Consider the following 24,365-nt stretch of genomic DNA (forward strand, 5'->3'; position numbering starts at 1 on the left):
AATTTATAAATCAAAGACACTAGGTCTTCTGGTGATGAAAATATCTTTAATCCAGAGGGTAAATGCTAATCCTAAATAGATCAGAAAGAAAAACCCAGCGGTTGCAAAAGTAGAGTAGATGAAGAAAATTCTCAATTTAGAAACAGGAATTCCCAGCTTGGCACCTGTTCTTGTCAGTACACCAAACCATTCTCTTTCCATTTTATGACGGATATTACTCAGCATTTCCAGATTGTTATTTAAGAGTTAATCTAATACTCAAAGTTAAGGAATTTTTTTTACAAAGTTTTTTAATGATATATCCGGTTCAGATCCTGTTATTCTTTTAAAAGTTTGAATCCGATAGCGCAGGATAAACAGTTTTTTGGTTCACAAAAGGTTTTATGATGATAAATAAGACTTTGACTTTCCAGAGTGTTGGTGACCTGTAATCCAAGTTTTTTCCAGCCATTAATGAGGGTATTTTTCTCACCATCAATTGTCTTATAAAGCTCAATGATTTCGTCTGCAATATCTTCCTGATGATATCTGTAATAAGCATATTGTAAAGGAATTATTGTGTTTACAATGAGAAGATCTACAAAATCTTTACTCAATGTTTTAGGCTGTACTTTAGAAATACTTCCGAAATTAAAATGAAAATCCCAGTACTCAGAGGCTTTTATAGATTTGAAAATAGTGTAGAGTTGTTCTGCACTTCTTGCTTCCATGATTTTTGAAAATAAATTCTGCTGCCTGTACAGGTCAGCCAATTGTGATAACCGGATTGTTGGAAAATTCGGTGGTCTCAGTCTTAAAAACTTGGGATGAAATTTTAAATCAGAAATTGAAAATTTTGCCTTAATAAAATCGAATTCTCTTTTCCATATTTTCATTTGTCCGTCCTGTGGTTTCTCAAGCCATCCCGAAATTCCAAATAACAGGGCTTCAAGCTGCAGAGGATTCTGACGTATTTTATTGATAATACTGTAATCTATACTTTCCGCAATCTGCCGGAAAATAGAAGCATTTACTTTTAAACCGAATGAGTAGGCAAAACTGTGAAATAAAACGGCTTCAAAATTATTTTTATATTGATGTAAGCTCTGTTCAAGCTCTGAAGATTTCTCATCCAGTTTTTTCAGGATATTTTCTTCATGAAAATTGACGGGTAATTTTTTCGGATCAAAAATCTTTTCACAGGCAATAAATTCCTCTCCATCAACCAGTTTTTCATATTTCGAAATGATATTTTCATCAATGTAACTATGCAATTCCAATGTTGGAACTTGCTTTTCTGTAAGTTCACGAATTTCTATGTCGTGCTGGAATACCACATGAAGAATAATATTCCGGTAATTGGGATCCTGGGAATGATTGTGGAAAATCCAGTCTGAAGAGCGTACATGCAGTTCTATATTTCCTGCGAGAAGTAAGCCGTTAATTTTGATTTTAGCATCAAGAAAATCAGGGCCAGCATTTTTATTCCATTTTCCGAAATGGATGATCTCAACGGAATTTCCTTCAATATCCTTGAAGTTAAAATTTTTGAAAACCTTATAGTTCCAAAGATATTGAAGTAATTTTTCCGTCATAAGTGTGACGTAAATATAATAGAAATATTATACTTTCGTCAGCTCCTTATTAAAATTTTCTATGGTTGTTCTATACATTTTCTCATAGATAGGAAGAATGTTTTTCAAATCGAATTTTATTGCCTGATCTTTCGCATTTTGCTTCATTTTGGCTAAAAGTTCATCATTGCTCAACAGCTTGATCGTGTAGTTGCTCATAGCTTCTACATTTCCGATTTCAGCAAGATATCCGGTTTCCCCCTGAATATTCACCTCAGGAATTCCACCTGCATTGGAACTTATAACTGGAGTATATGCTGCCATGGCTTCCAATGCTGCAAGACCGAAACTTTCCTGCTCGGAAGGCAGGAGAAATACATCTGAAAGCTGTAAGATTTTATATAGATCGTTTACCTTTCCTAAAAGGCGGATTTTGGAAATAAGATCGGGATTTTCTTCCAGAAACTGATTTACTTTTTCCATATCGGGGCCTTCACCAATGATAATCAGCTTGGATTTCACTTTTCTTTCCACATTCTTAAAGATCTGCAACACTTCGTCTACACGTTTTACAGGACGAAGGTTGGACACGTGGATCAGGATTTTTTCATCCGGATTGGCAAACTGGGTTCTCTGGCACTCAGAGCAGTCATCAAATTCGGAATTATCAATAAAATTGGTAATCACCTGAATCTCTTTTTTGATATTGAAAAACTGAAGGGTATCTTTTTTCAGACTTTCAGAAACTGAAGTAATAGCATCAGACTGATTGATCGAAAATTCTACTGCGTGTTTATAACTTGGGTGCTGCCCTACAAGGGTAATATCTGTACCGTGTAATGTAGTGACCAACGGAATATCATTATTGTCTTCCTTGAGCATTTGTTTTGCCGTAAAAGCAGCATATGCATAAGGAATGGCATAATGTGCATGAAGAAGATCCAGTTTGTAAAGATTGACAACCCTGTAAATCATAGAGCTTAACGCAATATCATAAGGCTGATACTGGAAAAGGGGATACGTCTGAACATTTACCCTGTGAAAGAAAATATTCGGGTTGGTGATATCTAATCTTGCAGGAAGTGCAGAACTGATGAAATGTACTTCATAGCCTTTGTTGGCCAAAGACATTCCTAATTCTGTTGCTACAATTCCGCTTCCTCCATAGGTGGGATAGCAAAGTATGCCTATTTTCATTAGATTATTGTTGTTTTAATTTTGTATTATTTGGTTTTTGTTGAGGTTGTCACATTAAGATCTATACCCATTCCTGGCTTCAACTGATCATTAACCAATACGGGAAGTTTTCCCCATATTTTTGTTTTTCCATTAAGAGCATCCGCAGTTGCATTCATAGAATCATCATTGTTTTCATAAGAAACAAGAACGGTTGAAACTTTTGAGATGTCAATATCTTTTAATGCATAAGCACTTCCGAAAACATTCAATATAACATTTTGATTTTTGGTAAGATCAGAAAGTACTTTTTTAGATTCTGCTGAGATTTTATATGGCTTATAAGCTGTTGAATTATCCTTATGGAAACCTACGATAACTGTAGAACCAGCTGGAATTGTATTAATTTCTCCTGCTTTTTTAATGATAACATTGTTACCCAATCTGTTGGCAAAAGTCTGATAAGGAGCTTCTTCAAGAGGAACATAATAAGTCTGTTTTCCCGTGAGAGGCAGTAATTTCTTTTCATCCTTTAGTAAAGTCAATGCATTGGAGTAAAGATTCTGTACCAATTGGATATGAGAATCATTATTTAAATCCTTATTGATATTTTCAGGGTTTTTAGGAGTATATTGTGTAAGACCGAGGAAATATTTGGTTAAAAGGATTTTTTTCACACTTTCCTCTACTCTGGATTGTGAAATTTCTCCTTTATCAATAGCTTTCTGGATCAGTTTTTTACCTTCAGAAACACCTTGTGAGAAAAGCATAATGTCATTTCCTGCTTTAAAGGCCATAGCATCCAGTTCGCCCGGTTGGTATTTATTAGCTACAGCGGCCATGTTTAAGGCATCAGTAATGATTAAACCTTTATAACCCAGCTTTTCTTTCAATAATCCCGTAATAATATTTTTAGAAACAGAAGCAGGAATTCCTTTTCCTGATTCTAAGCTTGGAACATATAAATGAGCCACCATTACGCCGCCGATTCCTTTATTCATCAATGCTTTGAAAGGTGCCAATTCCACGGCGTCAAGCCTTTCGGTAGTGTGAGAAACTACAGGCAGATCAAGGTGGGAGTCTGTGCTGGTATCTCCATGTCCCGGGAAGTGTTTAATTGCAGCTAAGATATTATGATCCTGAAGACCGTTGGAATAGGATAGGGCAGAGCTGATTACATTATTCACTTCAGAGCCAAAGCTTCTGTTCCCTATAATCGGATTATTAGGATTGGTATTGACATCTACCACAGGTGCAAAATCCCAGTTGATACCCATTCTGTGGCAATCTTCTGCAATTTTAGCCGCCATCTGATACACCAGATTTTTATCCTGAATAGCGCCTAATGTCATGGCCCATGGAAATTTGTGAGCGGTAGCAATTCTCTGGTAGATTCCCCATTCAGCATCCATACCAATCATCAAAGGAACTTTAGACTTTTGCTGAAATTCATTGACGAGATTGATTTCTCTTGCGGCATCATCCTGCATTAAGATCAGACCGCCTATTTTATCATTCGTAACAATATTTCTTACCTGGCTGATATACTCTTCCCCTCTGTTGGTATACAATGCCACAATAAAAAGCTGTCCTAGTTTTTCATCCTGAGAAAGATTTTTATATGTTTTATCAACCCATTGCTGTGCTTTTTTTACATCTTCCTTGGAAGCATTTTTTGGCTGATACTGAGCTTTCACTTTAGGGCTTATCAATGCGGCAATAAAGAGTGAAGTATACAATAATTTCTTCATAACTTTTTTGAATAAGAACAAAAATACAATTAAAAAAGTGAGGAAAACAAAGTTTTTGAGATTTTTGGTATATGATTTGAATACGCAATATAAATAATAACTAAACTTTACTAAAAATGAAAAAAATACTTCTTTTCTTATTCCTAGGAGCTGTAGGTTTTACTGCGTATAGCTGTGATAATAGTGATGATACTGTAGTACAAGGAACAGATTATGATACCATAAACCAATCATTTGATATATCTCCTACTTTTACAAGAGTTAACGATAATCTTTACAGATGGAGTGATGATTTTAATAAGCCATTAATACAATCCGATATGGTACTTATCTATATGCAGATTGGAATGGATGGAGATTCTCCTGTATGGAAACTTTTACCATATACTTATTATGTAGGGAATGCCAATAATGACGCTTTAGATTATATTTATGAATTCAGTAAGTATGCTGCTACTATAAATATTAATTCTAGCAATACGTTTAGCTTAACAGCTAATCCATCATACTATCAGAATAAAAAATTCAGAGTTCTTATTCTTCCTGCAAACGGAACAGGAACTGGTGGTGCAAAAATGGCTAAAGGTACTGCTGTAGATTATAATGATTATAAGAGTGTAATCAAATATTATAATATCGACGAGTCTAAAATTAAGACTAAATAATTTAGAAATATCTTTTCAGTTTTTTATAATTAAAAAAGTCCCGGGAGAATATCTTTCGGGGCTTTTGATTTATTATTATAGGTAAGGAAGATATTGACCAATTAAGCTTTTAATGAGAGTTTTTTTTACTTAATATAATCTTTCCGTCAGATATTCAGAAGGTAATTTTGGGCTTGTATGAGCCGGAAAATGTTAATAAAAAGCCTCAGAAATTTCCGAGGCTTTTATTATTTTATCTAATTATCATTGTCATCCAGAAGATGTCCAAAGAAATCTTTTTTTGTCTGCAGGTATCCTTTGCTTATTTCATTGGCAGGAATCTGTAGCGGTATTCTTGAATTAAGGTGAATATTGCTGTTTACCACATATTTTACCTTTTCAGGATTATTGGTCAGAAGATTAATATCTTTTACATCCAATAGATTCAGAATTTCAATGGCTACACCAAAGTTTCTGTCATCTGCAGGAAGTCCCAACTCCAGATTGGCCTGTACGGTATCCAATCCTTTTTCCTGTAGTGAGTAAGCCTTAAGTTTGTTGATGATCCCTATGTTTCTTCCTTCCTGACGAAGGTAAACGATAATTCCACCGTTTTCATGGATATATTTCATTGCAGCATCCAATTGTTGGCCGCATTCACATTTTTTTGAATGGAAAACTTCTCCGGTAATACATTCTGAATGGAAACGAACATTGACCGGTTTTGAAAAATCTGTATTTTCAGCAACAATGGCCATATGAGGCATCCAGTCGTTTTCGTTTTCGGAGAAAGCTATCATTCGGAAAGTGCCGTGCTCTGTGGGAACATTGGCTTCCGCCTGAATTTTAATCATTGATAGTTCAATTAGTTTTTAACTTCCTGGCAAAGTATCTTCAATAACAGAAATGTTGGTTTTTAAACGAACCAGATATCTATTAAGCACTTCATCGTCGTCTCTGTCAAGATTTTGCCTTAGCTTTTGAATTTTTTTGTATGACTTTTCGAAGCTTTTAAGGGCCCTGCTCTTTCCTGCAGAATTGCTGGCATCAATAGCGTATAAATAATTCTGAAGACTATATTTCAAGCTGGTAATCTCATCATTTAATCCGTTGTTTTTAAACTTGGGAAAAGTAGAGATCATGTTTGAAATTTCAGAAGCATTGACATTCTGTTTGATATTGATATTAAAATTCTTCTTTGAGCTTCTGTCTGAATCAGACCCTTTAGCATCACTATAAAAATTATTTGACAACGGAGAAAGATTAAGCTTTTCCGTTGCGCAGGAAGATGTTAATATGATAAGTACTCCAAAGAAAAATAGTCGTTTCATTTTTGTTGCCCTTTTTGATAAAGGATTGGGTTAAGACTTTCATCGTTGTACATTTTCATTTGTTTGTACACTTTCATCTTAACGTCACCGTTTTCAATATCAGTAAGCAACTGATCTATAGAAGTTGATAGGTCTTCTTTCTGAGTAAGCAGAACGTCCAGTTTAGCCTGGCAGTTATTTCTGTGTTCCTCAGAAGCGGATGCTCTATTAGCTTCTAACGACATATGATAAACCTTTAATGCAAGAATTGATAGCCTGTCTACTGCCCAAGCGGGAGTTTCCGTATTTATTTTTGCTTCAGGTTTAGGAGTTATATTTTCAAACTTATTAAGAAACCAGCCGTCAATATATTCTACCAGATCAGTTCTTTTCTGATTGGAGGCGTCTATTGTTCTCTTCAGTTGAAGAGCTTCTGCCGGATCAATATTTTCATCTCTAATTATATCTTCCAAATGCCATTGAACGGTATCAATCCAGTTCTTTGCATACAAAATCCGTTCCAAACTATCTTTTTCGAACGGGTTATTAATTAGAGTGTTAACGTCATCAGACACGTGATAGTCTTCAATAGCTTGATTGAAGACTTTCCATGCAGTCTCAGTAAATTTCATTAATTCTAAGGAATTTTAGTTGCTTGAAGAATTATTATTGTTGTTGTTTGAAGAAGATTTATTTTCAGCACCTGGCTTGTCTTCTTCTTTCACTGCATCTTTAAATTCCTTGATCCCAGAACCTACTCCTCTCATTAATTCCGGGATTTTCTTTCCTCCAAAAAGTAATACCAAAAGTATTGCTACGATAAGGATGTGCTGCCAAGATAAGGCAAGTATTGTTAGTGTATTCATCTCTTAAAATTTTTGCAAAGTTACACTTTTTTTAATATGAAATCCAACCTAATGGATCAACTGGTGTACTTCCGTTCCATACTTGGAAATCAAGGGTATAAGCACCATCAAAATCCTGAGCTATTGTACCTACCGGAGTTCCTGAGGAAACCTGCTGTCCTTTGGAAACACTTACATTTCCTAAGTTGGAATAAATGGTAAAATAACTGCCGTGTTTAATGATTACAGTCTTTGTTCCGTCATTATTGGCAAGAACCGAAGATACCGATCCCGGGAACACTGATTTTGCACGTGTACCTGAAGGAACGGAAATTTTAATCCCGTTATTTTCTTCAGTAATATTTTTGAAAACCGGGTGTGGCTGTCTTCCGAAACGGTGGGTAATTTGTCCGGCTCTGTCTGCAGGATAACCAAGTCTTCCTCTGCTATCTGCAAAACTGTTTCCAGTAGCGGTGGAAACTCCGTAGCTTGTCATAGCTTTAGTCTCAGCTGCTTTTTTCTCTTCTTCTTTTCTTTTCGTAAGAGCTGCTTCTGCTGCTCTTGCTGCTGTCAATTTATCAGCAGCTTCTTTAGCTCTTGCATTGGCTTCATCAGATGCCTTTTTAGCAGCTACTCTTCTGGCTTCATCTCTTGCATTGGCTTCTGCCTTTGCTGCTTCTTCATTACGTTTCCTCTCTTCTTCAGCTCTTTTTGCTGCAAGTTCTGCGGCTCTCTTAGCTTCTGCTTCTGCCAGTCTTCTTTCTCTTTCAAGGGCTTCAGCTCTTGCTTTAGCTTCGGCTTCGATTCTTGCTTTTTCTCTTTCAGCAGCTAGTTTTGCTAAACGTATTTTTTCGGCTTCCGCTTTTTTCCTGGCTTCTTCTTCCGCTTTGGCAATTCTGATCTCTTCTGCAATAATAGCTCTGATCTGTCCTTCCAATGCTTTAGACTGAACTTGTTTTTGCTTCAGTTCAGCTGTTAATTTGGATTCATTTTTCTTGAATTCGGCTACTAATTGTTCTTTTTGAGCTCTTTCAGCATTGATGGTTGCCAGGTCTTTTTGTTGGTTTATCAATAGATTTTCCTTCGCTTTTACAGAGTTTTGTTTCTGAGCGATGGTTTTTTTGATGAGATTAGCGGCGTCTGTAATTTCAGCTGCTTTTTTATCCTGATAGTCTGAGTATTGTTTCAGATATTGAACTCTTCGTATGGCCTCTCCTAAATTTTTAGCAGAAAGTATAAACGTTACTTTGTTCTGTACACCTTTGTTTTTATAAGCATTCACCAAAACTTCAGCATAGTTTTTTCTTAAAACAGCCAGTTCTTTATTCTGACGGTTAATTTCCAGCTGACGTAAATAGATGTCATCTTCAATAAACCTTTTTTCTTTCTGCGTGTTGTTATAAACCTTTTCTCTTAAAACCAATTTTTGGTTGACATTGGAAAGGTAGGCTACGGAAAGTTTAGATTCACTTCTGGTTTTGGCTAAATCGGTATTTATTTGTGCAATTTGTTTTTTAAGTTCGGCATTCTGCTTTTGCAGCTGTTCTTTGGTCTGCTGTCCCTGGTGCAGTCCGAACATCAAAACACCTATTAAAAAGCTAAATTTTTTAATCATTTAATCTCAATTTTCTTATAACTGGATGGTACAGAATAAGGTGTTTCCATCCTCGAAAAGTCAAATTTCGTATTTTCCATTAAAATCTGACTAGATTTTGAGCCTTTTATAATTATTTTAACATTTTTCGGAAGACGGACGCCATCGTATTCATTCCAGTCGCTGTAAGAAATATCGAGCTCGTCCGAAGACAGAATATCTTTTAAATTGACATTCAATAAATCATAATTGGTATCGTACTGAAGGGCTATTTTATATTCTCTGTTTTTTTCATCCGTCACAATTTTCTGATTGACGTTAGAAACCATTTTGAATCCTTGTGCATTTTGGGTTAGCGTAAACTGTTTGTCATTTATTTTTACAAAAGTTCTTCCCATTAAGATTTTTTCCAGAGATTTATAATCAATGAAGTTAACATTCAGCAGATTATTAAGATAATCAAAATCAGAATCTATAAAGGTTTTATTAATCTTGTCCTGTCCTTTTATCCCTTCCGGAGTTGCAATACCTCTGGCTGCATTAATGAACAAGGCTCTGAGATTCATCCATACCTTTTTATCATTTTCAATATAGATGGTTGCATCGAGGGTAGGGACATAGCTTCCTGTTTCTACCTTTATTTTACTGTCTATTTTGATCTGCTCGAATTTTGGTGGAATTAATACATGTTCATAGAAAGTAAATTTGTCGCTTACCGGTTCATTTACGTCTTTTGGATCTCCATTATCTTTTGTAGTATTGATGCTGTCCCTTGTATGATCAGTATCGCTTTGAGCAGCATTACGGGTCTTACAGGATGATAAGGTAAGAAGGAATAAAAGAAAAGGGATCCAATTTTTCATGTATTTATCTTTAATTAAAAATACGTTGCAATATTAACGCCAAACCACACAAAATGTTTTGTGTGGCTTGATGATGTGTTGTTTAAGTTAAATATTTTTATTCTTATTTAGATAGAAAATCTAAAACAGAATAGTCACCTAAAGAAATTTCTCTGGAAACCCCGAAATATTGTGCAGAATTACCGATCATAGAATTGGATAGATTTCCATGGTTGATTCTTGTATTTTCCTGGATCAGGGAATTTTCAATATTTGAATTGACAATGATGGTATTGTTTCCTAATGAAACACCAGGTCCTACTTTTGAATTGGATATTTTTACATTTTCTCCAATAAAGCATGGTTGAATGATCAGGGAGTTTTCAATCACAGCAGAAGCAGGAAAATGAGTCATTTCCTCTCTTTCATATTCAAGAATTTTGCTGTTGGTTTCTACGGTAGCATTTTTGTTACCACAATCCATCCAGTCATTTACTTTTCCAAGGGTAAACTTAGCGCCTTTAGCTCTAAGGTTTTCAAGAGCAGTTGTCAATTGATATTCACCACCATTTTTAATATCATTATCCATGATATAATTGATTTCTTCCATTAGCTTTTCAGCGCTGTTGAAATAATAAATACCAATGATAGCAAGATCAGAAACGTAAGTCTTAGGTTTTTCTACAAAGTCGGTAATAAAGCCGTAGTTATCCAATTTTACTACTCCGAAAGCAGATGGGTCTTCAACACTTTTCACCCAGATTACACCATCAGAATTTTTATCCAGTTGGAAGTCTGCACGGAAAAGAGTATCTGCAAAAGCAATAACGATATCTCCCTTCATAGACTGCTCAGCACACTTGATCGCATGAGCTGTACCAAGAGGATCGTTCTGATAATAAATACTTCCCTTTGCTCCCAGCTTTTCAGCAATCTGAATAAGGGATCTTTCGATCTCAGGACCAAAATCTCCGATGATAAAAGCTACCTCTTCAATATTTTCTCCTGCAACTTTAGCAATATCTTCTACCAATCTCTGTACAATAGGTTTTCCAGCAATAGGTATAAGAGGTTTTGGAACTGTCAGTGTATGTGGACGTAATCTGGAACCACGTCCAGCCATAGGGACAATAATTTTCATAAATTATATGTATAAAAGATGTTTTATTAGTTGTTTTTAATATTTAGGTTAAAGATAATAATTAAAACCTTTAACGAAGTATGATTTATATCTTTTTAAATAATTGTTTAAATTAACAATAGGTTGGTGTACAAGCAAAATAAAGACCAAAGTTTAATTCTTTCTGATTCTCGATAAAATCAGGTTTTTCTCAGAATAAATCAAAATTCCGGTAAAGATGAAAAAGAGGAGATTACTCGCTAGAATATTATAGTTGAGATATTTTACAATGATGAAACTAAAAACCCCAAGCAGTATCATAAAGAAAGACATTTTCTTCATTCTGTAAGGAATAGGATAATATTTTTGACCTAAAAGGTAAGAAACAATCATCATAATTATATAAGCTCCAAAAGTAGCCCATGCGGAACCCATCATGCTGTGATAGTAATTTAAAGCAAGAAGATTAAGTCCTATATTGATCCCTGCCCCAAGCCATGAAATAACAGTTCCCATACTGGTTCTGTCCGTTACTTTATACCAGGTTGAAAAGTTATAATAGATTCCGAAGCAAAGGTTGGCAATGACGATAATCGGAATGATATCTATCGCGATCCAATAGGATTTATTAGGAATAAAAACGGCTTTCAGCCAGGATATATTGGCAATGATCCCTAAAGCAACGGCACATGCAAAAAAGGCAAAGTATTCTGCTACGTTGGCATAAGTCTTTTTAGCATCACCTTTATCCATCTGTTTAAAAAAGAATGGCTCAATACCCATTCTGTATGCGGTAACAAATAATGTCATCAGTACAGCAAGTTTATAGCATCCTCCATAAGCGCCTGCTTCTTCGTCTGAAATATGATTTCTCTGTATGGATTTATCAAAATTTTCATTTACCATAAAAGCAAGGCCTGCCAGCATCAGTGGGAAGGAGTATTTGATCATACGCCCGAACAATGAAGTGACAAACTGAAATCTTACCTTTAATATAATGGGAAGTAATAATAAAAAGCCTAAGGCACTTCCAGCCAGATTACTGAAGAACGGATAATCTACATTTTGATCCAGCCCCATACTTCTTGATATGTTTTCCGGAATCCAGAAGAATAATGCGGCTGTAAAAACAGCCTGAAATATAGCCTGAACAACTCTTACTGCAGAATATTTGATGGGTTTATTGTGGAAACGAAGCCATGCAAAAGGGATCACCAATAAATTGTCAAAAAAGGCAATCATAGCAAACCATCTGATGTATTCAGGGTTATCGTGGTATCCCGCATAATCTGCAATAGGCTGATTGAATAAATAACACAATACCAGGAAAATGGTAGAGGTTGAAAATAAAAACCAAAACGAAGTGTTGAACGTTTTTTTCTCGTTATCCTCTTCTGCTGAAAATCTGAAATAGGCTGTTTCAAAACCAAAAGAAAGGATAATATTAACAAATGAAATCCACGCATAAAGTTGAGTGAAAATCGCAAAACCTTCATTGGGAATCTTATAGATCAAAAGTGGATTAAGGATGAATAGAATGATTCTTGGCGCTATTGCTCCTACTCCGTAGATGATGGTCTGTCCTAATAGTTTCTTGTACAAAGCCGAATTTTTTTGCAAATGTAAAACTTTAAGCATTCGTTTTGCGATTTTGGGGTGAATTAAAACTTAAAATCTTAATTTTACAGCGAAATAAATTGAAATGAAAGTTCTTATAAAAAACGTAAATATCGTTAACGAAGGAAAAGTCTTTGAAAGTGATATCCTGATAGAAAATGATTTGATTTCTAAAATAGCTGCCGGCATTTCTGAAGATGCAGATCAGATTATTGATGGCTCAGGAAAGTATCTTCTTCCCGGAGTAATAGATGATCAGGTGCATTTCCGTGAGCCGGGACTTACTCATAAAGGAGACATTGAAAGCGAATCAAGGTCTGCCATAGCTGGAGGAATAACGAGTTTTATCGATCAGCCAAATACTGTTCCCAATGCAGTAACCCAGGAATTATTAGCAGACAAGTATGAGATCGCTTCCCAAAAAGCATATGCCAATTACGGTTTTATGATGGGTGGAACGAATGATAATCTGGAGGAAGTTTTGAAAACAAACCCTAGAAATGTTCCGGGAATCAAGTTATTTTTAGGTTCGTCTACAGGAAATATGCTTGTGGATAATCCGGAAACGCTGGAAAATATTTTCAGTAATACTAAAATGCTGATTGCTGTGCACTGTGAAGATGAAGCTACCATCAAAGCCAATACACAGAAATATATGGATGAGTATGGGGATGATATTCCTGTAAAATTCCATCATTTGATCAGAAGTGAAGAAGCGTGTTATAAGTCTTCATCCAAAGCCATTGAGCTTGCAAAAAAAACAGGAGCGAGACTTCATGTTTTCCATCTTTCAACAGCAAAGGAAATGGAGCTTTTCCGAAATGATATTCCTTTAAAAGATAAAAAAATTACTGCTGAGGTATGTGTTCACCATCTTACATTTACCAACGAGGATTATGAAACAAGAGGTGGTCTCATCAAATGGAATCCTGCTGTAAAAACCCAGAAAGATAAAGATGCTCTTTGGGAAGCATTACTGGACGACAGAATAGACGTGATTGCTACAGATCACGCTCCGCATACGGCAGAAGAGAAGAATAACGTATACACAAAATGTCCTTCTGGTGCACCTTTGGTACAGCATTCATTGGTGGTAATGCTTGAAAACTATAAGAACGGTAAAATATCCCTTGAGAAAATTGTTGAAAAGATGGCTCATAATCCGGCAATCCTTTTCAAAATTGAAAAAAGAGGTTTTGTGAGAGAAGGGTATAAAGCTGATCTTGTTTTAGTAGATTTAAACCGGGACTGGACGGTTTCCAAAGACAATTTACTGTACAAATGTGGCTGGAGTCCATTGGAAGGGATGAATTTTCACTCTAAAGTTACCCATACTTTTGTCAATGGTCATTTGGTGTATGACAATGGTACAATTGCAGAAGAGAAATTTGGAGAGCGATTGCTTTTTGAACCTAGAGATTAATCAGTAAATATTATAATTCAATAGGAGCGGGCTTTAGCCCGCTCTTTTTATTTTAGATCTCCCACATTGGCTTCAGCCAAAACCTATTCTTAATTCTCATAGATGTAGGAGATTACGCAGATTTTTAAACCCGCTCATCCGCTCAATCTTCGAGAATATCTTACCTTTTCGCTTTATTCCCCATGTAAAAAGTAAGTTTTCCTCCATTCATAATCTCAGAATGTTTTAATGTAAAGTTTTTAATCTCTTTTCCATTCAAAAGAACTTTCTGAACATACACATTTTCCGGACTTTGGTTGATTGCTTCAATTTCAAAGGTTTTTCCATTTTCCAGATTCAGTACAGCGTGATCAATCGCCGGGCTTCCTATAGAATAGTTCTCTGATCCAGGAGCTACAGGATAAAAACCTAATGAACTTAAAATATACCATGCACTCATTTGCCCGGCATCATCATTTCCGCCCAGCCCGTCTGGTGTTGCTTTGTATTGCATTTCAAGAATACGGCGGATTTGTGCCTGTGCTTTCCATGGCTGTCCGGCCCAGTTATAAAAATAGGCAACATGGTGAGCAGGTTCGTTTCCGTGAACATATCCACCGATAATTCCTTCCCTTGTAATATCTTCAGTGTCTGCAAAGAATTCATCAGGTAAATGCATGGAGAACAACTCATCAAGTTTTGATGCAAATTTCTTCTTTCCACCCATCATCGTAATCAGTTCATCAGGATTTTGCGGGACAAAGAAACTGTAGTTCCACGAGTTACCTTCAATAAAACCTTGCCCATGAGTACTTAGCACATCAAAATCTTTCTTAAAGCTTCCATCTGCCAGACGTGGACGCATAAACCCGATGGTTTTGTCAAAATTATTTTTCCAGTTTTCAGATCGTTTGATAAACTGATTATAAATTTCTGTTTTGTTTAAATACTTTGCCAGTTGAGCAATCGCCCAGTCGTCATAGGCATATTCTAATGTATTGGAAACTGAAGTTCCGTTCTTTTCAGCAGGAATATATCCAAGATCAATGTATTGTCCGATGCCTTCATAATTTCTTTTATTAGCAGTTTCTATGCAAGCTTTCAATGCTTCTTCAGGATCACCTTTATAATTTCCTTTAATAATGGCATCAGCTACTACACTTACACTGTGGTATCCGCTCATACACCAGTTGTCGTTTGCATAATGTGACCAGATGGGCAGCATTTTCATTGAAAACTGACTATAATGAGCCATCATAGATTTTACCATGTCACCATTCCGTTTAGGCTGAATGATATTAAAGAAAGGATGAAGCGTGCGGTAAGTATCCCACAGAGAGAAGGTTGTATAATTGGTAAAGCCATCTGCTTTATGAACATTCTGATCCAGCCCTTTATATTCTCCATTGACGTCCATATAAGTGGTAGGATTAATGAAGGTATGATACATTGCTGTATAGAAGTTGGTTTTTTCCGTATCAGAACCTTTGATGACAATTTTATTTAATTCCTTATTCCAATTGTCCTGGGCTTGAGCTTTGGCCTGATCGAAGGTTACATTTCCGGCTTCTTTTTCGAGGTTTTCCAAAGCATTGATCTGGCTTACAGGAGAAATGGCCAATTTTACTTCAATCGCTTCATTTTCATTGGTATCAAAATCAAAATACATTTTCAGGTTCTTTCCTGCAATCTCCGGGAAATTCTGATTTTGGTTGAATTTTCTCCAGAATCCTTTGTAAACCTGCTTTTCATCATAGTTTTGCTGACCGTAAGATTTAAAAGGTTTTGAAAACTTCATGGCGAAATAAACGGTTCTGGTCCTTGCCCAGCCATTGGTCTGCCGATAACCTGTGATGGTATTTCCGTTTTCTACCCGAACGTATGTCCATACATTTTTCCCGTCATAATTATAAATACCAGCCATCAGATCAAGAATAATATGAGCCTGGTCAGATTTCGGGAAAGTATAGCGATGAATTCCTACTCTTGGTGTGGCAGTCAGTTCTGCAAGGATATTGTGATCATCCAGTTTTACTTTATAATATCCGGCTTCTGCTGTTTCGTTCTGGTGTGAAAATCTGCTTCTGTAGCCACTTTCCGGATGGGAATCTGTTCCCGGATTCAACTGAAGTTTTCCAACAGTAGGCATTACCAGAAAATCTCCCAGATCAGAATGTCCTGTACCACTGAAATGGGTAGAACTGAATCCCACTATGGTTTTATCTTCATAACGGTAGCCGGCGCAGTATTTATAAACCTCACCATTATATTTTCCATTGAGTTCATAGGAAATGGTGTCTGTTTCAGGGCTTAACTGTACGGCACCAAAAGGAACGGTGGCTCCCGGATACGTATGTCCCATCTTTTCAGTTCCGATCAGAGGATTGACATATTGTATTAATTTTTCAAATTTTTGGGCATGAAAGGTTGCACTTAAAAATGCTAGAGAAAGAAAAACAATAGACTTTCGATTTTTCATTAATGACAATTTTTCAAAGTTTAAAATTAATTAAAATCATCATTTTCTGTTGTGTTTTAAATTAGTTTGAATTCTATTTACTCTTTTTCAGAAAAACGGAAACCTATTCCGTGGAGGTTTTCTATTAAAACGTTTTGCTCTTCAGCCAGTACTTTTCTTAATCGGGAAATAAATACATCAAGGCTTCGTCCCATAAAATAATCATCATCTCCCCAGATGGCCTTCAGAATTTCCTGTCTTTTAACCACCAGATTTTTATGGCGGATAAAATATAAGAGGAGATCTGATTCTCTCTGGGTAAGAGTAATGCTGTTCTCTAGCCCTTGAAGGGTATAGTTTTTAGGATCAAAATTATATTTTCCCACCGTATATTGTAAAGGAGAAGTATCTGTTTTCTTAGTACGTTTAAGGAAAACCTCGATTTTCAACATCAGTTCTTCAATACTGAATGGTTTTACCAGATAATCATCAGCTCCAATTTTAAGCCCTTTGATTCTGTCCTCTTTTAATGCTTTTGCAGAGATAAAAATAATCGGAACCTCAGCATTTTTACTGCGGATTTGCTGTGCCACCTCAAATCCGTTCATGCCAGGCATCATAATATCCAGAAGGCAGATATCAAAATCCTGGCTGTTAAACGCTTCCAACGCAGATTCTCCATCAGAATAACAGCTGATATCATAATAACTTTCCAAACTGTCTTCCACCAGAAAAGCTATTGTTTTGTCATCTTCGGCATATAAAATTTTAGATTTCTCCATACTTACACAAGATTAATTTGAAAACGGAAAGAAGAGCGTTGTAGTAATTCCTTTATCTTCATTATTTTCTACAAAAATTTTCCAGTGATGCTGCTGAACTACTTTTTTTACATAAAATAATCCAAGACCAAAACCATTCACTTCTTCACTTCTTTTGGTATGTACCCGATAAAATTTTTCAAAAATATGAGGAATATTTTTAGCGGGAATTCCCATTCCGTTGTCTTTAAACTTTAAATATAATCCTTTTGAATCTTTGTGAGCTGAAATTTTAATGACAGGTTTTATTTCACAATACTTAATGGAGTTATCCAACAGGTTATAAATGATGTTGGTAAAGTGAAATTCATCTGCCATTACCGAAGTACTGTTTTCAATATTGATTTCGATGCTGAGATCTTTATTTTTGTGCTGTATATTATCTGCAATCTCTTGAATAAAAGGTTGTAACAGGATTTTTTGAGGTTTTAATGATAGTCCGGCTGCATCGTTCTTCGCAATATTCAAAATTTTCTCAATGTGGCTATTGAGCTTGTGGCTTTGATTGATGATAATGGAAGTATACGTCTGTAGTTTAGAGTTTTCCTGTACCATTTCCTGTTTATTAAGCGCTTCCGAAGCTAAAAGTATAGAGGATAAAGGAGTCTTAAACTCATGAGTCATATTATTGATAAAATCACGCTGCAGTTCCGAGAACTTTTTCTGCTGAATAATGGTATAGATAGAATATACATATACCAGAAGTATAATAATAAGAGCAAATGTAAGCAGATACCAGAACCGTAATGAACTGATCAGGTAAGTAGTTTTGTCCGGGAAGCGTATGGAAAAGTAATAGATCAGATTTTTATGCTTCGGAAAATTGATCACCTTGCTGCCGGGACTTTCCTGATGAGAGGTCATGTATTTTCCATAGATCATTTTATCGCTGTGGCAATTGTATAATGCATACACATAATCTGTGTTGATCTGGAAGCGGGTAAACTCTGTTTTCAGATAATATTCAAGAACTACGGGGTGAAATTCATTGTTGATATTAACCACATAATAATCGTTGGCAATATTCTGTACGGGATTTTCAGTATAGGATGTCTTTCCTCCGGAAAGTTTTTCTGCGACTTCCATTAAGGCAATATTGACTTTCTGGTTAAATTTTTTGTCTTCAAGATTATAAGCCTGTATCGTCCACATCAATTGTGCTATTAAAATTCCGATAATAGCGACGAATCCAAGCGTTATAATAATATTGAGTCTTTTTATTTTCATTTCCTGAAACAATATTATCCAAAAATATCTATTTATCTTTTATTATTAACAACTCGTTAACAAATGTTAGATAGCGGTTAACAAGTTGTAATCACAGTCTGCTTTACATTTGCTATATTGAAAGAAAATAATCAGTTTCAAATATTAAAATTTATACTCATGAAAAAACTAAAAATTACAGCTCTTTTGGCAGTGTTGGCATTCTCTCCTTTTTATGCTAATGTACTTACCGCAGACGCTCCATCCATTGTGAAAATGGTAGCAGATGCTATTAAATGGAAATCAGAATCTATCGATGTAGGAAATATTCCTCAGGGAAAACCGAAATTGATCAGATTTGAATTTACGAATACAAGTTCAAAACCAATCATTATCCAGAATGTAGCTCCTTCTTGCGGATGTACCACTGCAGATTATACAAAAACACCTATCCAGCCAGGGAAAAAAGGATTTGTAGAAGCCAGCTATAACGCAGCAGCAGTAGGACCATTTATGAAGACTGTAAACGTTACTACTAGTGACAGCAAAACTCCTAAGACACTTTCTTTCAAAGGAGTGGTAGCTTCTTAATATATTGTTTTAACAAATGAAAAAATAGCCGGGTAATTATTATCAGGCTATTTTCTTTTTAAAATGGTTGATCTATATTTAAGAATAATATAAGGAACAATTATTTGTAGCATTATTTATCAACCCATTTTAAAGGATTGCATTTCAATATTTAGTATTTTTAAGAAAAAATATTTTATGAGTCTATATACACAACCTATGCTGCGCGAAGGTGCACTAAAAGATAAAGTAGCGATTGTAACAGGAGGCGGAAGCGGCCTTGGAAAAGCAATGACCAAATACTTTCTTGAACTGGGTGCCAAAGTAGTGATTACTTCCAGAAACCTGGAAAAATTACAGGGAACAGCCAAGGAACTGGAAGAGGAAACAGGAGGGAAAGTGCTTTGTGTAGCTTGTGATGTAAGAAACTGGGATGAGGTGGAAGCCATGAAAGAAGCAACTCTGAAAGAATTCGGAAAGATTGATATTTTATTGAATAATGCTGCGGGAAACTTTATCTCTCCCACAGAAAAACTGACTCACTCTGCGTTTGACTCTATCCTTGATATTGTTTTAAAAGGAACAAAAAACTGTACCCTTTCAGTAGGAAAACACTGGATCGATTCTAAAACTCCGGGAACAGTACTGAATATCGTAACCACTTATGCATGGACAGGTTCTGCCTATGTAGTGCCATCAGCCTGTGCAAAAGCAGGAGTTCTGGCGATGACCAGATCACTGGCTGTAGAATGGGCAAAATATGGAATCCGTTTCAATGCCATTGCACCAGGACCTTTCCCAACCAAAGGAGCTTGGGACAGACTTCTTCCGGGAGATCTGCAGGAGAAATTTGATATGAAGAAAAAAGTTCCGTTGAGAAGAGTGGGGGAACATCAGGAGCTTGCAAACCTTGCGGCTTATCTGGTTTCCGATTATTCAGCGTATATGAATGGGGAAGTGGTAACCATTGATGGTGGAGAATGGCTTCAGGGAGCTGGAGAATTTAATATGCTTGAGGCGATTCCTCGTGAAATGTGGGATGCTTTGGAAGCTATGATTAAAGCAAAAAAGTCAAATTAAATTAAACTTATATTAAAAAAGTTCCCGGATATGTAACAAATCCGGGATTTTTTTTTACCTATACACTAAATAATACTTTTTCAAATGAAATTTAAACTTCCAACCCTTGTTTCGACGCTTGCAGTTGTCCTCTTTTCAGGATCTGCATATGCACAGCAGACTCCGAAATATGATTATGTAGAAGCATTTAAGCCGTTCTTTTATCCGCAGACAGGTACAGCTACCCGTTCTGCAAGCGGACAGCCGGGACATGCTTACTGGCAGAATTCAGCAGATTATCATTTGAACGTCAGCCTGAATGAAGATAAAAAAGAAATTACCGGTACATCGCAGATTACCTATACCAACAACAGTCCTGATAAATTAGGCTTTCTCTGGCTGCAGCTGGATCAGAATCTGTTTGCAAAAGATTCCAGAGGAAATGGTGTAGTGCCGCTCTCCGGGAGCAGAAACGGAGCTCATGGTGAAGAATTTAATGGTGGATATACCATTAAATCAGTCAAACTGGATGGTAAGAAAGATGTAAAATACACCATTACCGATACAAGGATGCAGATTGATCTTCCCAAAGAGCTGAAAGCCAATGGAGGTGTGGCAAAGATAGAAATAGAATATTCTTTTATTTCTCCTGAGTATGGTTCAGACAGAATGGGAGTTCAGGATACTAAAAACGGTAAAATATTTACCATCGCACAGTGGTATCCGAGAATGTGCGTATATGATGATGTCATGGGATGGAATACGCTTCCTTACCTTGGTGCTTCGGAGTTTTATCTGGAATATGGAAATATCACAGCCAATATTACCGTTCCGGCTAATCATTATGTCGTAGCATCCGGAGAACTTCTGAATGAGAAAGAAGTGTACAGCAAAGAAGAAATCAACAGATGGAATGAGGCAAGAAACAGTGATAAAACGGTAATGATCCGCACTGAGTCTGAAATCGGTAAAAATAAAACTTCAGGAACAAAGACCTGGAAATTTAAAATTAATCAGACAAGAGATTTTGCATGGGCATCATCTGCGGGATTTATTTTAGATGCTGCAAAAATCAATTTACCCAGTGGAAAGAAATCTTTAGCTATTTCTGCTTATCCAGTAGAAAGTGCCGGTGATAAAGCGTGGGGAAGATCTACAGAGTATACTAAAGCGGCCATAGAGCATTATTCAAAAAAGTGGTATGAATATACCTATCCGGCTGCCACCAATGTAGCAGGAAACGAAGGTGGAATGGAATATCCGGGAATTGTTTTCTGTCATATGGATTCCAAAGGAGAAGATCTTTGGGGGGTTACAGACCATGAGTTCGGACACAACTGGTTTCCTATGATCGTTGGATCTAATGAAAGACTTTTTGCATGGATGGATGAAGGGTTCAATACATTCATTAACGGGCTTTCAACGGAAGCTTTCAATAAAGGAGAATATTACCGTAAACCGAATCTAGCAAGATCAGGAACGTATCTGCTAACCGACAGCCTGGAGCCTGTAATGGTAGGTCCGGATAATATGAAAGAAAGAAGTATCGGAGCATTGGCTTACTATAAGCCGGGAACAGGATTGGAAGTTTTAAGAGAAGCAATTCTGGGACCTGAAAAGTTTGACAAAGCATTCAGAACCTATATTGACCGTTGGGCATTCAAACATCCGACGCCATGGGATTTCTTCCATACGATGGAAAACGTTTCCGGAGAAGAACTGAACTGGTTCTGGAGAGGATGGTTCTTTAATAAATGGAAAATTGATCAGGCGGTTAAGAACGTACAATATGTAAACGGAAACTTTAAAAACGGCGTTCAGATTACGGTTGAAAATATTGGACAGCTGCCAATGCCTACAACCGTACAAATCAAATTCAAAGACGGAACAACACAGATGGTAAAAATTCCTGTTGAAGTTTGGAAAAGAAATACTGAATGGACATTCAAGGTAGAATCCAGCAAGGAAATTGATGAGGTGAAACTGGATCCGAATTCTGTTGTTCCGGATGTCAATCTGGAAAATAATAGTAGAAGACCTGCATAGTTCATATAAGATAAAATTGTGCAGTATAAAAGCCTGAACTTACAACAGTAAGTTCAGGCTTTTTATTTTTAGGGTGTTTTTCCGGGATAAGTAGAGGGGTTTCCCTACAATTTTTTGGTAGTCAGTGATATAATTTTGTCCCACAATATTAATCAAAACAAAAAACATGGAAACATTAAAATCGGTGCTTGAAGCAAGCCACGCCAAAAAAACAAAAAATGAGTTAATCGACCTTTTATCGGGAGTAGAAAAAGTACTGACTCCGGCAGTCTATGAAAAAGTGTCAGGAATTGAAACCTCAGAACTGAGTTCATTGACGAATAAAGAATTATTAGCCATCGTAGACGAGTTCAAAAAGAATTATGATGAAAAGTGGGAAAAATCTTTTTCCGGTGCCTCTTCTGAGATCATGAAACTGATTGCCGGTAGAATGGCTGCCGATGAGGAGATCTTCAGAACTTCAGATGCTGCCAATGCAGATTTTGCAGCAGAATTGGGAAGCATCGACTTTGCGACTATTATTGGCGGACCTTTGGATGCTTGTGTAAAAGCACAGTCCAATGCCTCAATTGCCACCGTTAATTTCATCAACGAAGTCGGGTTCGAGCTTACAGATCCGGCCAATGCTGCCAGTCCTAAAAAACTGAGAATGGCAGAATTCAAGTACAAAAAAAATATTCCGAATCCCGATTTTAAAGAAGATGAGCCGGTAAGTGCTAGTAACCCAAAAACGATTCCGAACGACGTGGAAATTTCAGTGCCTTTTATTGCATTGCTGAATGTTCCGAGCTTCAGAATTGAGACCTGTGAAGTAGACTTTAATGTTAAACTTAATTCTACATACACAAAAGACGTAAGTGATGAATTCGGGATCAATGCCGGAGTATCCGGTGGATGGGGACCTGTGAAATTCAAAGTGGACGTATCCTATAAAAGAACTTCCAGTACAGGAATCAAAGTGGAAAAAGAATATTCTCTTGGGGTAAAAGTGCGTGCCACCAATGACGAAATGCCTGCAGGGCTTGAAAAAGTGCTTGGACTTCTTTCACAATAAAAGATTTTACGAAAGATGATAAAACTATCAGATTACCTGGATTATCTCAACAACGAGATAATTCAGGCTCGTAAAAAAGCAGACGAAAATGCGGTTCTTATTGCCAAAGAATATGCCCGCCATGAATATCTTAAGTATTTTAAGGTTCCGCGCTATGCTCTGCCTAGTGTAAAGATGGATATTCCGATTAAAATCACGGATATCGATTCGGATTCCAAATATAATTTTAAACTGAATGAAGATCAGTTTGTAACAGAAATAAATGAAAGAATCCGTCTGGTGAATAAGGAGAAGAAATTTAATATTCCTGAAATAAATAAAAGACAGATTCAAACTGAAGAGTTTAAAACCCTGTTCAGCAAGCTGGAAAAAAATGATCAGAAATTCGGGCAGCTCCCAGCCAATGAAGTGCTCAAACTGGATCTCAGAAATAAAATGCAGCTTCTTAATTCCGGAATATTTAGACCTCAGGAAGGAACAGAAGAAGAAACTGATGAACTGAAAGAAATTTTTTCAAAAGTTCTGCTGAATAAATATACGCTGGTGAATGCAAAGCTGAACAGCATTTACATAGATCCCAATACAAGCGCAGCAGAAGATAAAGATAAACTATTCATCAATCTTCATGTGGAAATGGAGGAGGAAGGAATCAGGATTGTGTCTTACAAAGATAAAGACGGCAACGAAATAGAACAGATAACTTTTGAGTAATGCAGGAACTTATTCACTTTACGGTACAGAAAATCAAAGAACTGCTGGAACAGTTCAATGAAGTTCAGGCTTTATACCTGTCAAAATCATTTGACTTTGATGCCCGGTTCGATGCGTTTCTCAACGAGGTTCTGGAGTATTTCCGTACCAAAGGAAACACCAGTCATGAATCTGAAGTGCTGAAGGTAATGAATATGATTTCTACCGTTAAAAGAGGCTTTAATCCTATTAAAATGGAAAAAATAATAACGGGAAGAAGAGAAATGCTCGCAGGATTCTCATTTAACGGGATGGAAAGTATTTATGATATTCTCATGGAAATATATGCCAGGGAAAACAAAAAACTTGAGGATGCGGAAGAACTTATTTCAGGAATCATTGTCTCATTATATCAAAATGGCATTCTGGATGATGAAAAGCTGAAAGATATGAATTCCGTTCCTAAAATTGAACGTTTCTGGACTTCACTGGCTGAACAGAATACAGCGATATCCGGGATTAATAAGAAACTTAGACTGACCATTATTCCGGAGGATATTTTTCTTATTCTCGAAAAGATATTTCTGAAATTAATTTAAAAAAGATC

At 36.4% G+C, this 24,365-nt stretch carries 23 protein-coding genes; 8 read left to right on the top strand and 15 right to left on the bottom strand.

Features of this window, described 5'->3' with window-relative positions:
- Positions 1 to 3: 3 nt before the first annotated feature.
- The 4 genes from RHP76_RS17960 to RHP76_RS17975 all read right to left on the bottom strand — a co-directional run bounded on the left by RHP76_RS17960 (position 4) and on the right by RHP76_RS17975 (position 4,480).
- Positions 4 to 225 (bottom strand): PspC family transcriptional regulator, encoded by a 222-nt coding sequence (locus RHP76_RS17960; protein ID WP_034695702.1) that lies wholly within the window; start codon positions 223 to 225, stop codon positions 4 to 6.
- A 92-nt stretch (positions 226 to 317) separates the two neighbouring features.
- Complete coding sequence (locus tag RHP76_RS17965; RefSeq protein WP_311228718.1) at positions 318 to 1,574, bottom strand: DUF2851 family protein; 1,257 nt, start codon at positions 1,572 to 1,574, stop codon at positions 318 to 320.
- Between the two features lie 27 nt (positions 1,575 to 1,601).
- A complete protein-coding gene (gene bshA / locus RHP76_RS17970; protein WP_034695707.1) occupies positions 1,602 to 2,750 on the bottom strand; it encodes an N-acetyl-alpha-D-glucosaminyl L-malate synthase BshA in 1,149 nt (382 codons plus the stop codon).
- 26 nt (positions 2,751 to 2,776) lie between these two features.
- Complete coding sequence (locus tag RHP76_RS17975) at positions 2,777 to 4,480, bottom strand: glycoside hydrolase family 3 protein (RefSeq protein ID WP_216443358.1); 1,704 nt, start codon at positions 4,478 to 4,480, stop codon at positions 2,777 to 2,779.
- A gap of 116 nt (positions 4,481 to 4,596) precedes the next feature.
- Here RHP76_RS17975 and RHP76_RS17980 point away from each other — a divergent pair, with 116 nt between their 5' ends.
- A complete protein-coding gene (locus RHP76_RS17980; RefSeq protein ID WP_311228719.1) occupies positions 4,597 to 5,145 on the top strand; it encodes a hypothetical protein in 549 nt (182 codons plus the stop codon).
- Positions 5,146 to 5,381: 236 nt separating this feature from the next.
- Here RHP76_RS17980 and ribA read toward each other — a convergent pair whose 3' ends face one another.
- The 8 genes from ribA to RHP76_RS18020 all read right to left on the bottom strand — a co-directional run bounded on the left by ribA (position 5,382) and on the right by RHP76_RS18020 (position 12,437).
- Positions 5,382 to 5,978, bottom strand: a complete 597-nt coding sequence (ribA, locus tag RHP76_RS17985; protein ID WP_311228720.1) for a GTP cyclohydrolase II — start codon at positions 5,976 to 5,978, stop codon at positions 5,382 to 5,384.
- Between the two features lie 18 nt (positions 5,979 to 5,996).
- Complete coding sequence (locus RHP76_RS17990) at positions 5,997 to 6,455, bottom strand: hypothetical protein (protein ID WP_079240316.1); 459 nt, start codon at positions 6,453 to 6,455, stop codon at positions 5,997 to 5,999.
- Positions 6,452 to 7,066 carry a DUF4254 domain-containing protein gene (locus RHP76_RS17995; RefSeq protein WP_311228721.1) on the bottom strand — a complete coding sequence of 205 codons (615 nt, stop codon included), beginning with the start codon at positions 7,064 to 7,066 and terminating at the stop codon, positions 6,452 to 6,454. Before RHP76_RS17995 ends, RHP76_RS17990 begins: the two co-directional genes overlap by 4 nt.
- A gap of 15 nt (positions 7,067 to 7,081) precedes the next feature.
- Positions 7,082 to 7,300: a Sec-independent protein translocase subunit TatA gene (locus RHP76_RS18000; RefSeq protein ID WP_062672268.1), complete on the bottom strand. Its 219-nt coding sequence runs from the start codon at positions 7,298 to 7,300 to the stop codon at positions 7,082 to 7,084.
- Between the two features lie 31 nt (positions 7,301 to 7,331).
- Positions 7,332 to 8,894: a peptidoglycan DD-metalloendopeptidase family protein gene (locus RHP76_RS18005; RefSeq protein WP_120233638.1), complete on the bottom strand. Its 1,563-nt coding sequence runs from the start codon at positions 8,892 to 8,894 to the stop codon at positions 7,332 to 7,334.
- Complete coding sequence (locus RHP76_RS18010; RefSeq protein ID WP_311228722.1) at positions 8,891 to 9,736, bottom strand: lipoprotein insertase outer membrane protein LolB1; 846 nt, start codon at positions 9,734 to 9,736, stop codon at positions 8,891 to 8,893. The genes RHP76_RS18005 and RHP76_RS18010 overlap by 4 nt, the downstream gene beginning before the upstream one ends.
- Before the next feature lie 103 nt (positions 9,737 to 9,839).
- Complete coding sequence (locus RHP76_RS18015) at positions 9,840 to 10,856, bottom strand: sugar phosphate nucleotidyltransferase (protein ID WP_311228723.1); 1,017 nt, start codon at positions 10,854 to 10,856, stop codon at positions 9,840 to 9,842.
- Positions 10,857 to 11,009: 153 nt separating this feature from the next.
- Entirely contained in the window at positions 11,010 to 12,437 is a 1,428-nt protein-coding gene (locus RHP76_RS18020) for an oligosaccharide flippase family protein (RefSeq protein WP_228432465.1), read from the bottom strand.
- 100 nt (positions 12,438 to 12,537) lie between these two features.
- On the opposite strand from RHP76_RS18020, the gene RHP76_RS18025 reads away from it, so the two are divergent.
- On the top strand, positions 12,538 to 13,875 hold the full coding sequence (locus RHP76_RS18025) for a dihydroorotase (protein ID WP_311228724.1): 1,338 nt from the start codon (positions 12,538 to 12,540) through the stop codon (positions 13,873 to 13,875).
- Between the two features lie 160 nt (positions 13,876 to 14,035).
- Here RHP76_RS18025 and RHP76_RS18030 read toward each other — a convergent pair whose 3' ends face one another.
- The 3 genes from RHP76_RS18030 to RHP76_RS18040 form a co-directional block, all read right to left on the bottom strand.
- Positions 14,036 to 16,333, bottom strand: coding sequence for a GH92 family glycosyl hydrolase (locus tag RHP76_RS18030; protein ID WP_311228725.1), 2,298 nt, complete (start codon positions 16,331 to 16,333; stop codon positions 14,036 to 14,038).
- 77 nt (positions 16,334 to 16,410) lie between these two features.
- Positions 16,411 to 17,094 (bottom strand): response regulator transcription factor, encoded by a 684-nt coding sequence (locus RHP76_RS18035; protein WP_311228726.1) that lies wholly within the window; start codon positions 17,092 to 17,094, stop codon positions 16,411 to 16,413.
- Positions 17,095 to 17,106: 12 nt separating this feature from the next.
- The gene (locus RHP76_RS18040; protein ID WP_311228727.1) at positions 17,107 to 18,360 is read right to left on the bottom strand and encodes a sensor histidine kinase; all 1,254 of its coding nucleotides are present in this window, start codon (positions 18,358 to 18,360) and stop codon (positions 17,107 to 17,109) included.
- Positions 18,361 to 18,519: 159 nt separating this feature from the next.
- On the opposite strand from RHP76_RS18040, the gene RHP76_RS18045 reads away from it, so the two are divergent.
- The 6 genes from RHP76_RS18045 to RHP76_RS18070 all read left to right on the top strand — a co-directional run bounded on the left by RHP76_RS18045 (position 18,520) and on the right by RHP76_RS18070 (position 24,357).
- The gene (locus tag RHP76_RS18045; RefSeq protein ID WP_062672251.1) at positions 18,520 to 18,930 is read left to right on the top strand and encodes a DUF1573 domain-containing protein; all 411 of its coding nucleotides are present in this window, start codon (positions 18,520 to 18,522) and stop codon (positions 18,928 to 18,930) included.
- Between the two features lie 177 nt (positions 18,931 to 19,107).
- The gene (locus tag RHP76_RS18050) at positions 19,108 to 19,989 is read left to right on the top strand and encodes an SDR family oxidoreductase (protein WP_062672250.1); all 882 of its coding nucleotides are present in this window, start codon (positions 19,108 to 19,110) and stop codon (positions 19,987 to 19,989) included.
- 84 nt (positions 19,990 to 20,073) lie between these two features.
- The gene (locus RHP76_RS18055) at positions 20,074 to 22,014 is read left to right on the top strand and encodes a M1 family metallopeptidase (protein ID WP_311228728.1); all 1,941 of its coding nucleotides are present in this window, start codon (positions 20,074 to 20,076) and stop codon (positions 22,012 to 22,014) included.
- Between the two features lie 166 nt (positions 22,015 to 22,180).
- Entirely contained in the window at positions 22,181 to 23,068 is an 888-nt protein-coding gene (locus RHP76_RS18060) for a DUF2589 domain-containing protein (RefSeq protein ID WP_062672248.1), read from the top strand.
- 15 nt (positions 23,069 to 23,083) lie between these two features.
- Positions 23,084 to 23,779 (top strand): hypothetical protein, encoded by a 696-nt coding sequence (locus RHP76_RS18065; RefSeq protein ID WP_062672247.1) that lies wholly within the window; start codon positions 23,084 to 23,086, stop codon positions 23,777 to 23,779.
- On the top strand, positions 23,779 to 24,357 hold the full coding sequence (locus RHP76_RS18070; protein WP_062672246.1) for a hypothetical protein: 579 nt from the start codon (positions 23,779 to 23,781) through the stop codon (positions 24,355 to 24,357). The genes RHP76_RS18065 and RHP76_RS18070 overlap by 1 nt, the downstream gene beginning before the upstream one ends.
- Positions 24,358 to 24,365: the final 8 nt, after the last annotated feature.

Origin of the sequence: Chryseobacterium sp. SG20098, assembly GCF_031844745.1 — a bacterium.
GTDB classification, from domain to species: Bacteria; Bacteroidota; Bacteroidia; order Flavobacteriales; family Weeksellaceae; genus Chryseobacterium; species Chryseobacterium cucumeris.

Coding starts and splice junctions, on each gene's coding strand:
- RHP76_RS17960 (WP_034695702.1), bottom strand. CDS start 225: ATGCTGAGTAATATCCGTCATAAAATGGAAAGAGAATGGTTTGGTGTA.
- RHP76_RS17965 (WP_311228718.1), bottom strand. CDS start 1,574: ATGACGGAAAAATTACTTCAATATCTTTGGAACTATAAGGTTTTCAAA.
- bshA (WP_034695707.1), bottom strand. CDS start 2,750: ATGAAAATAGGCATACTTTGCTATCCCACCTATGGAGGAAGCGGAATT.
- RHP76_RS17975 (WP_216443358.1), bottom strand. CDS start 4,480: ATGAAGAAATTATTGTATACTTCACTCTTTATTGCCGCATTGATAAGC.
- RHP76_RS17980 (WP_311228719.1), top strand. CDS start 4,597: ATGAAAAAAATACTTCTTTTCTTATTCCTAGGAGCTGTAGGTTTTACT.
- ribA (WP_311228720.1), bottom strand. CDS start 5,978: ATGATTAAAATTCAGGCGGAAGCCAATGTTCCCACAGAGCACGGCACT.
- RHP76_RS17990 (WP_079240316.1), bottom strand. CDS start 6,455: ATGAAACGACTATTTTTCTTTGGAGTACTTATCATATTAACATCTTCC.
- RHP76_RS17995 (WP_311228721.1), bottom strand. CDS start 7,066: ATGAAATTTACTGAGACTGCATGGAAAGTCTTCAATCAAGCTATTGAA.
- RHP76_RS18000 (WP_062672268.1), bottom strand. CDS start 7,300: ATGAATACACTAACAATACTTGCCTTATCTTGGCAGCACATCCTTATC.
- RHP76_RS18005 (WP_120233638.1), bottom strand. CDS start 8,894: ATGATTAAAAAATTTAGCTTTTTAATAGGTGTTTTGATGTTCGGACTG.
- RHP76_RS18010 (WP_311228722.1), bottom strand. CDS start 9,736: ATGAAAAATTGGATCCCTTTTCTTTTATTCCTTCTTACCTTATCATCC.
- RHP76_RS18015 (WP_311228723.1), bottom strand. CDS start 10,856: ATGAAAATTATTGTCCCTATGGCTGGACGTGGTTCCAGATTACGTCCA.
- RHP76_RS18025 (WP_311228724.1), top strand. CDS start 12,538: ATGAAAGTTCTTATAAAAAACGTAAATATCGTTAACGAAGGAAAAGTC.
- RHP76_RS18030 (WP_311228725.1), bottom strand. CDS start 16,333: ATGAAAAATCGAAAGTCTATTGTTTTTCTTTCTCTAGCATTTTTAAGT.
- RHP76_RS18035 (WP_311228726.1), bottom strand. CDS start 17,094: ATGGAGAAATCTAAAATTTTATATGCCGAAGATGACAAAACAATAGCT.
- RHP76_RS18040 (WP_311228727.1), bottom strand. CDS start 18,360: ATGAAAATAAAAAGACTCAATATTATTATAACGCTTGGATTCGTCGCT.
- RHP76_RS18045 (WP_062672251.1), top strand. CDS start 18,520: ATGAAAAAACTAAAAATTACAGCTCTTTTGGCAGTGTTGGCATTCTCT.
- RHP76_RS18050 (WP_062672250.1), top strand. CDS start 19,108: ATGAGTCTATATACACAACCTATGCTGCGCGAAGGTGCACTAAAAGAT.
- RHP76_RS18055 (WP_311228728.1), top strand. CDS start 20,074: ATGAAATTTAAACTTCCAACCCTTGTTTCGACGCTTGCAGTTGTCCTC.
- RHP76_RS18060 (WP_062672248.1), top strand. CDS start 22,181: ATGGAAACATTAAAATCGGTGCTTGAAGCAAGCCACGCCAAAAAAACA.
- RHP76_RS18065 (WP_062672247.1), top strand. CDS start 23,084: ATGATAAAACTATCAGATTACCTGGATTATCTCAACAACGAGATAATT.
- RHP76_RS18070 (WP_062672246.1), top strand. CDS start 23,779: ATGCAGGAACTTATTCACTTTACGGTACAGAAAATCAAAGAACTGCTG.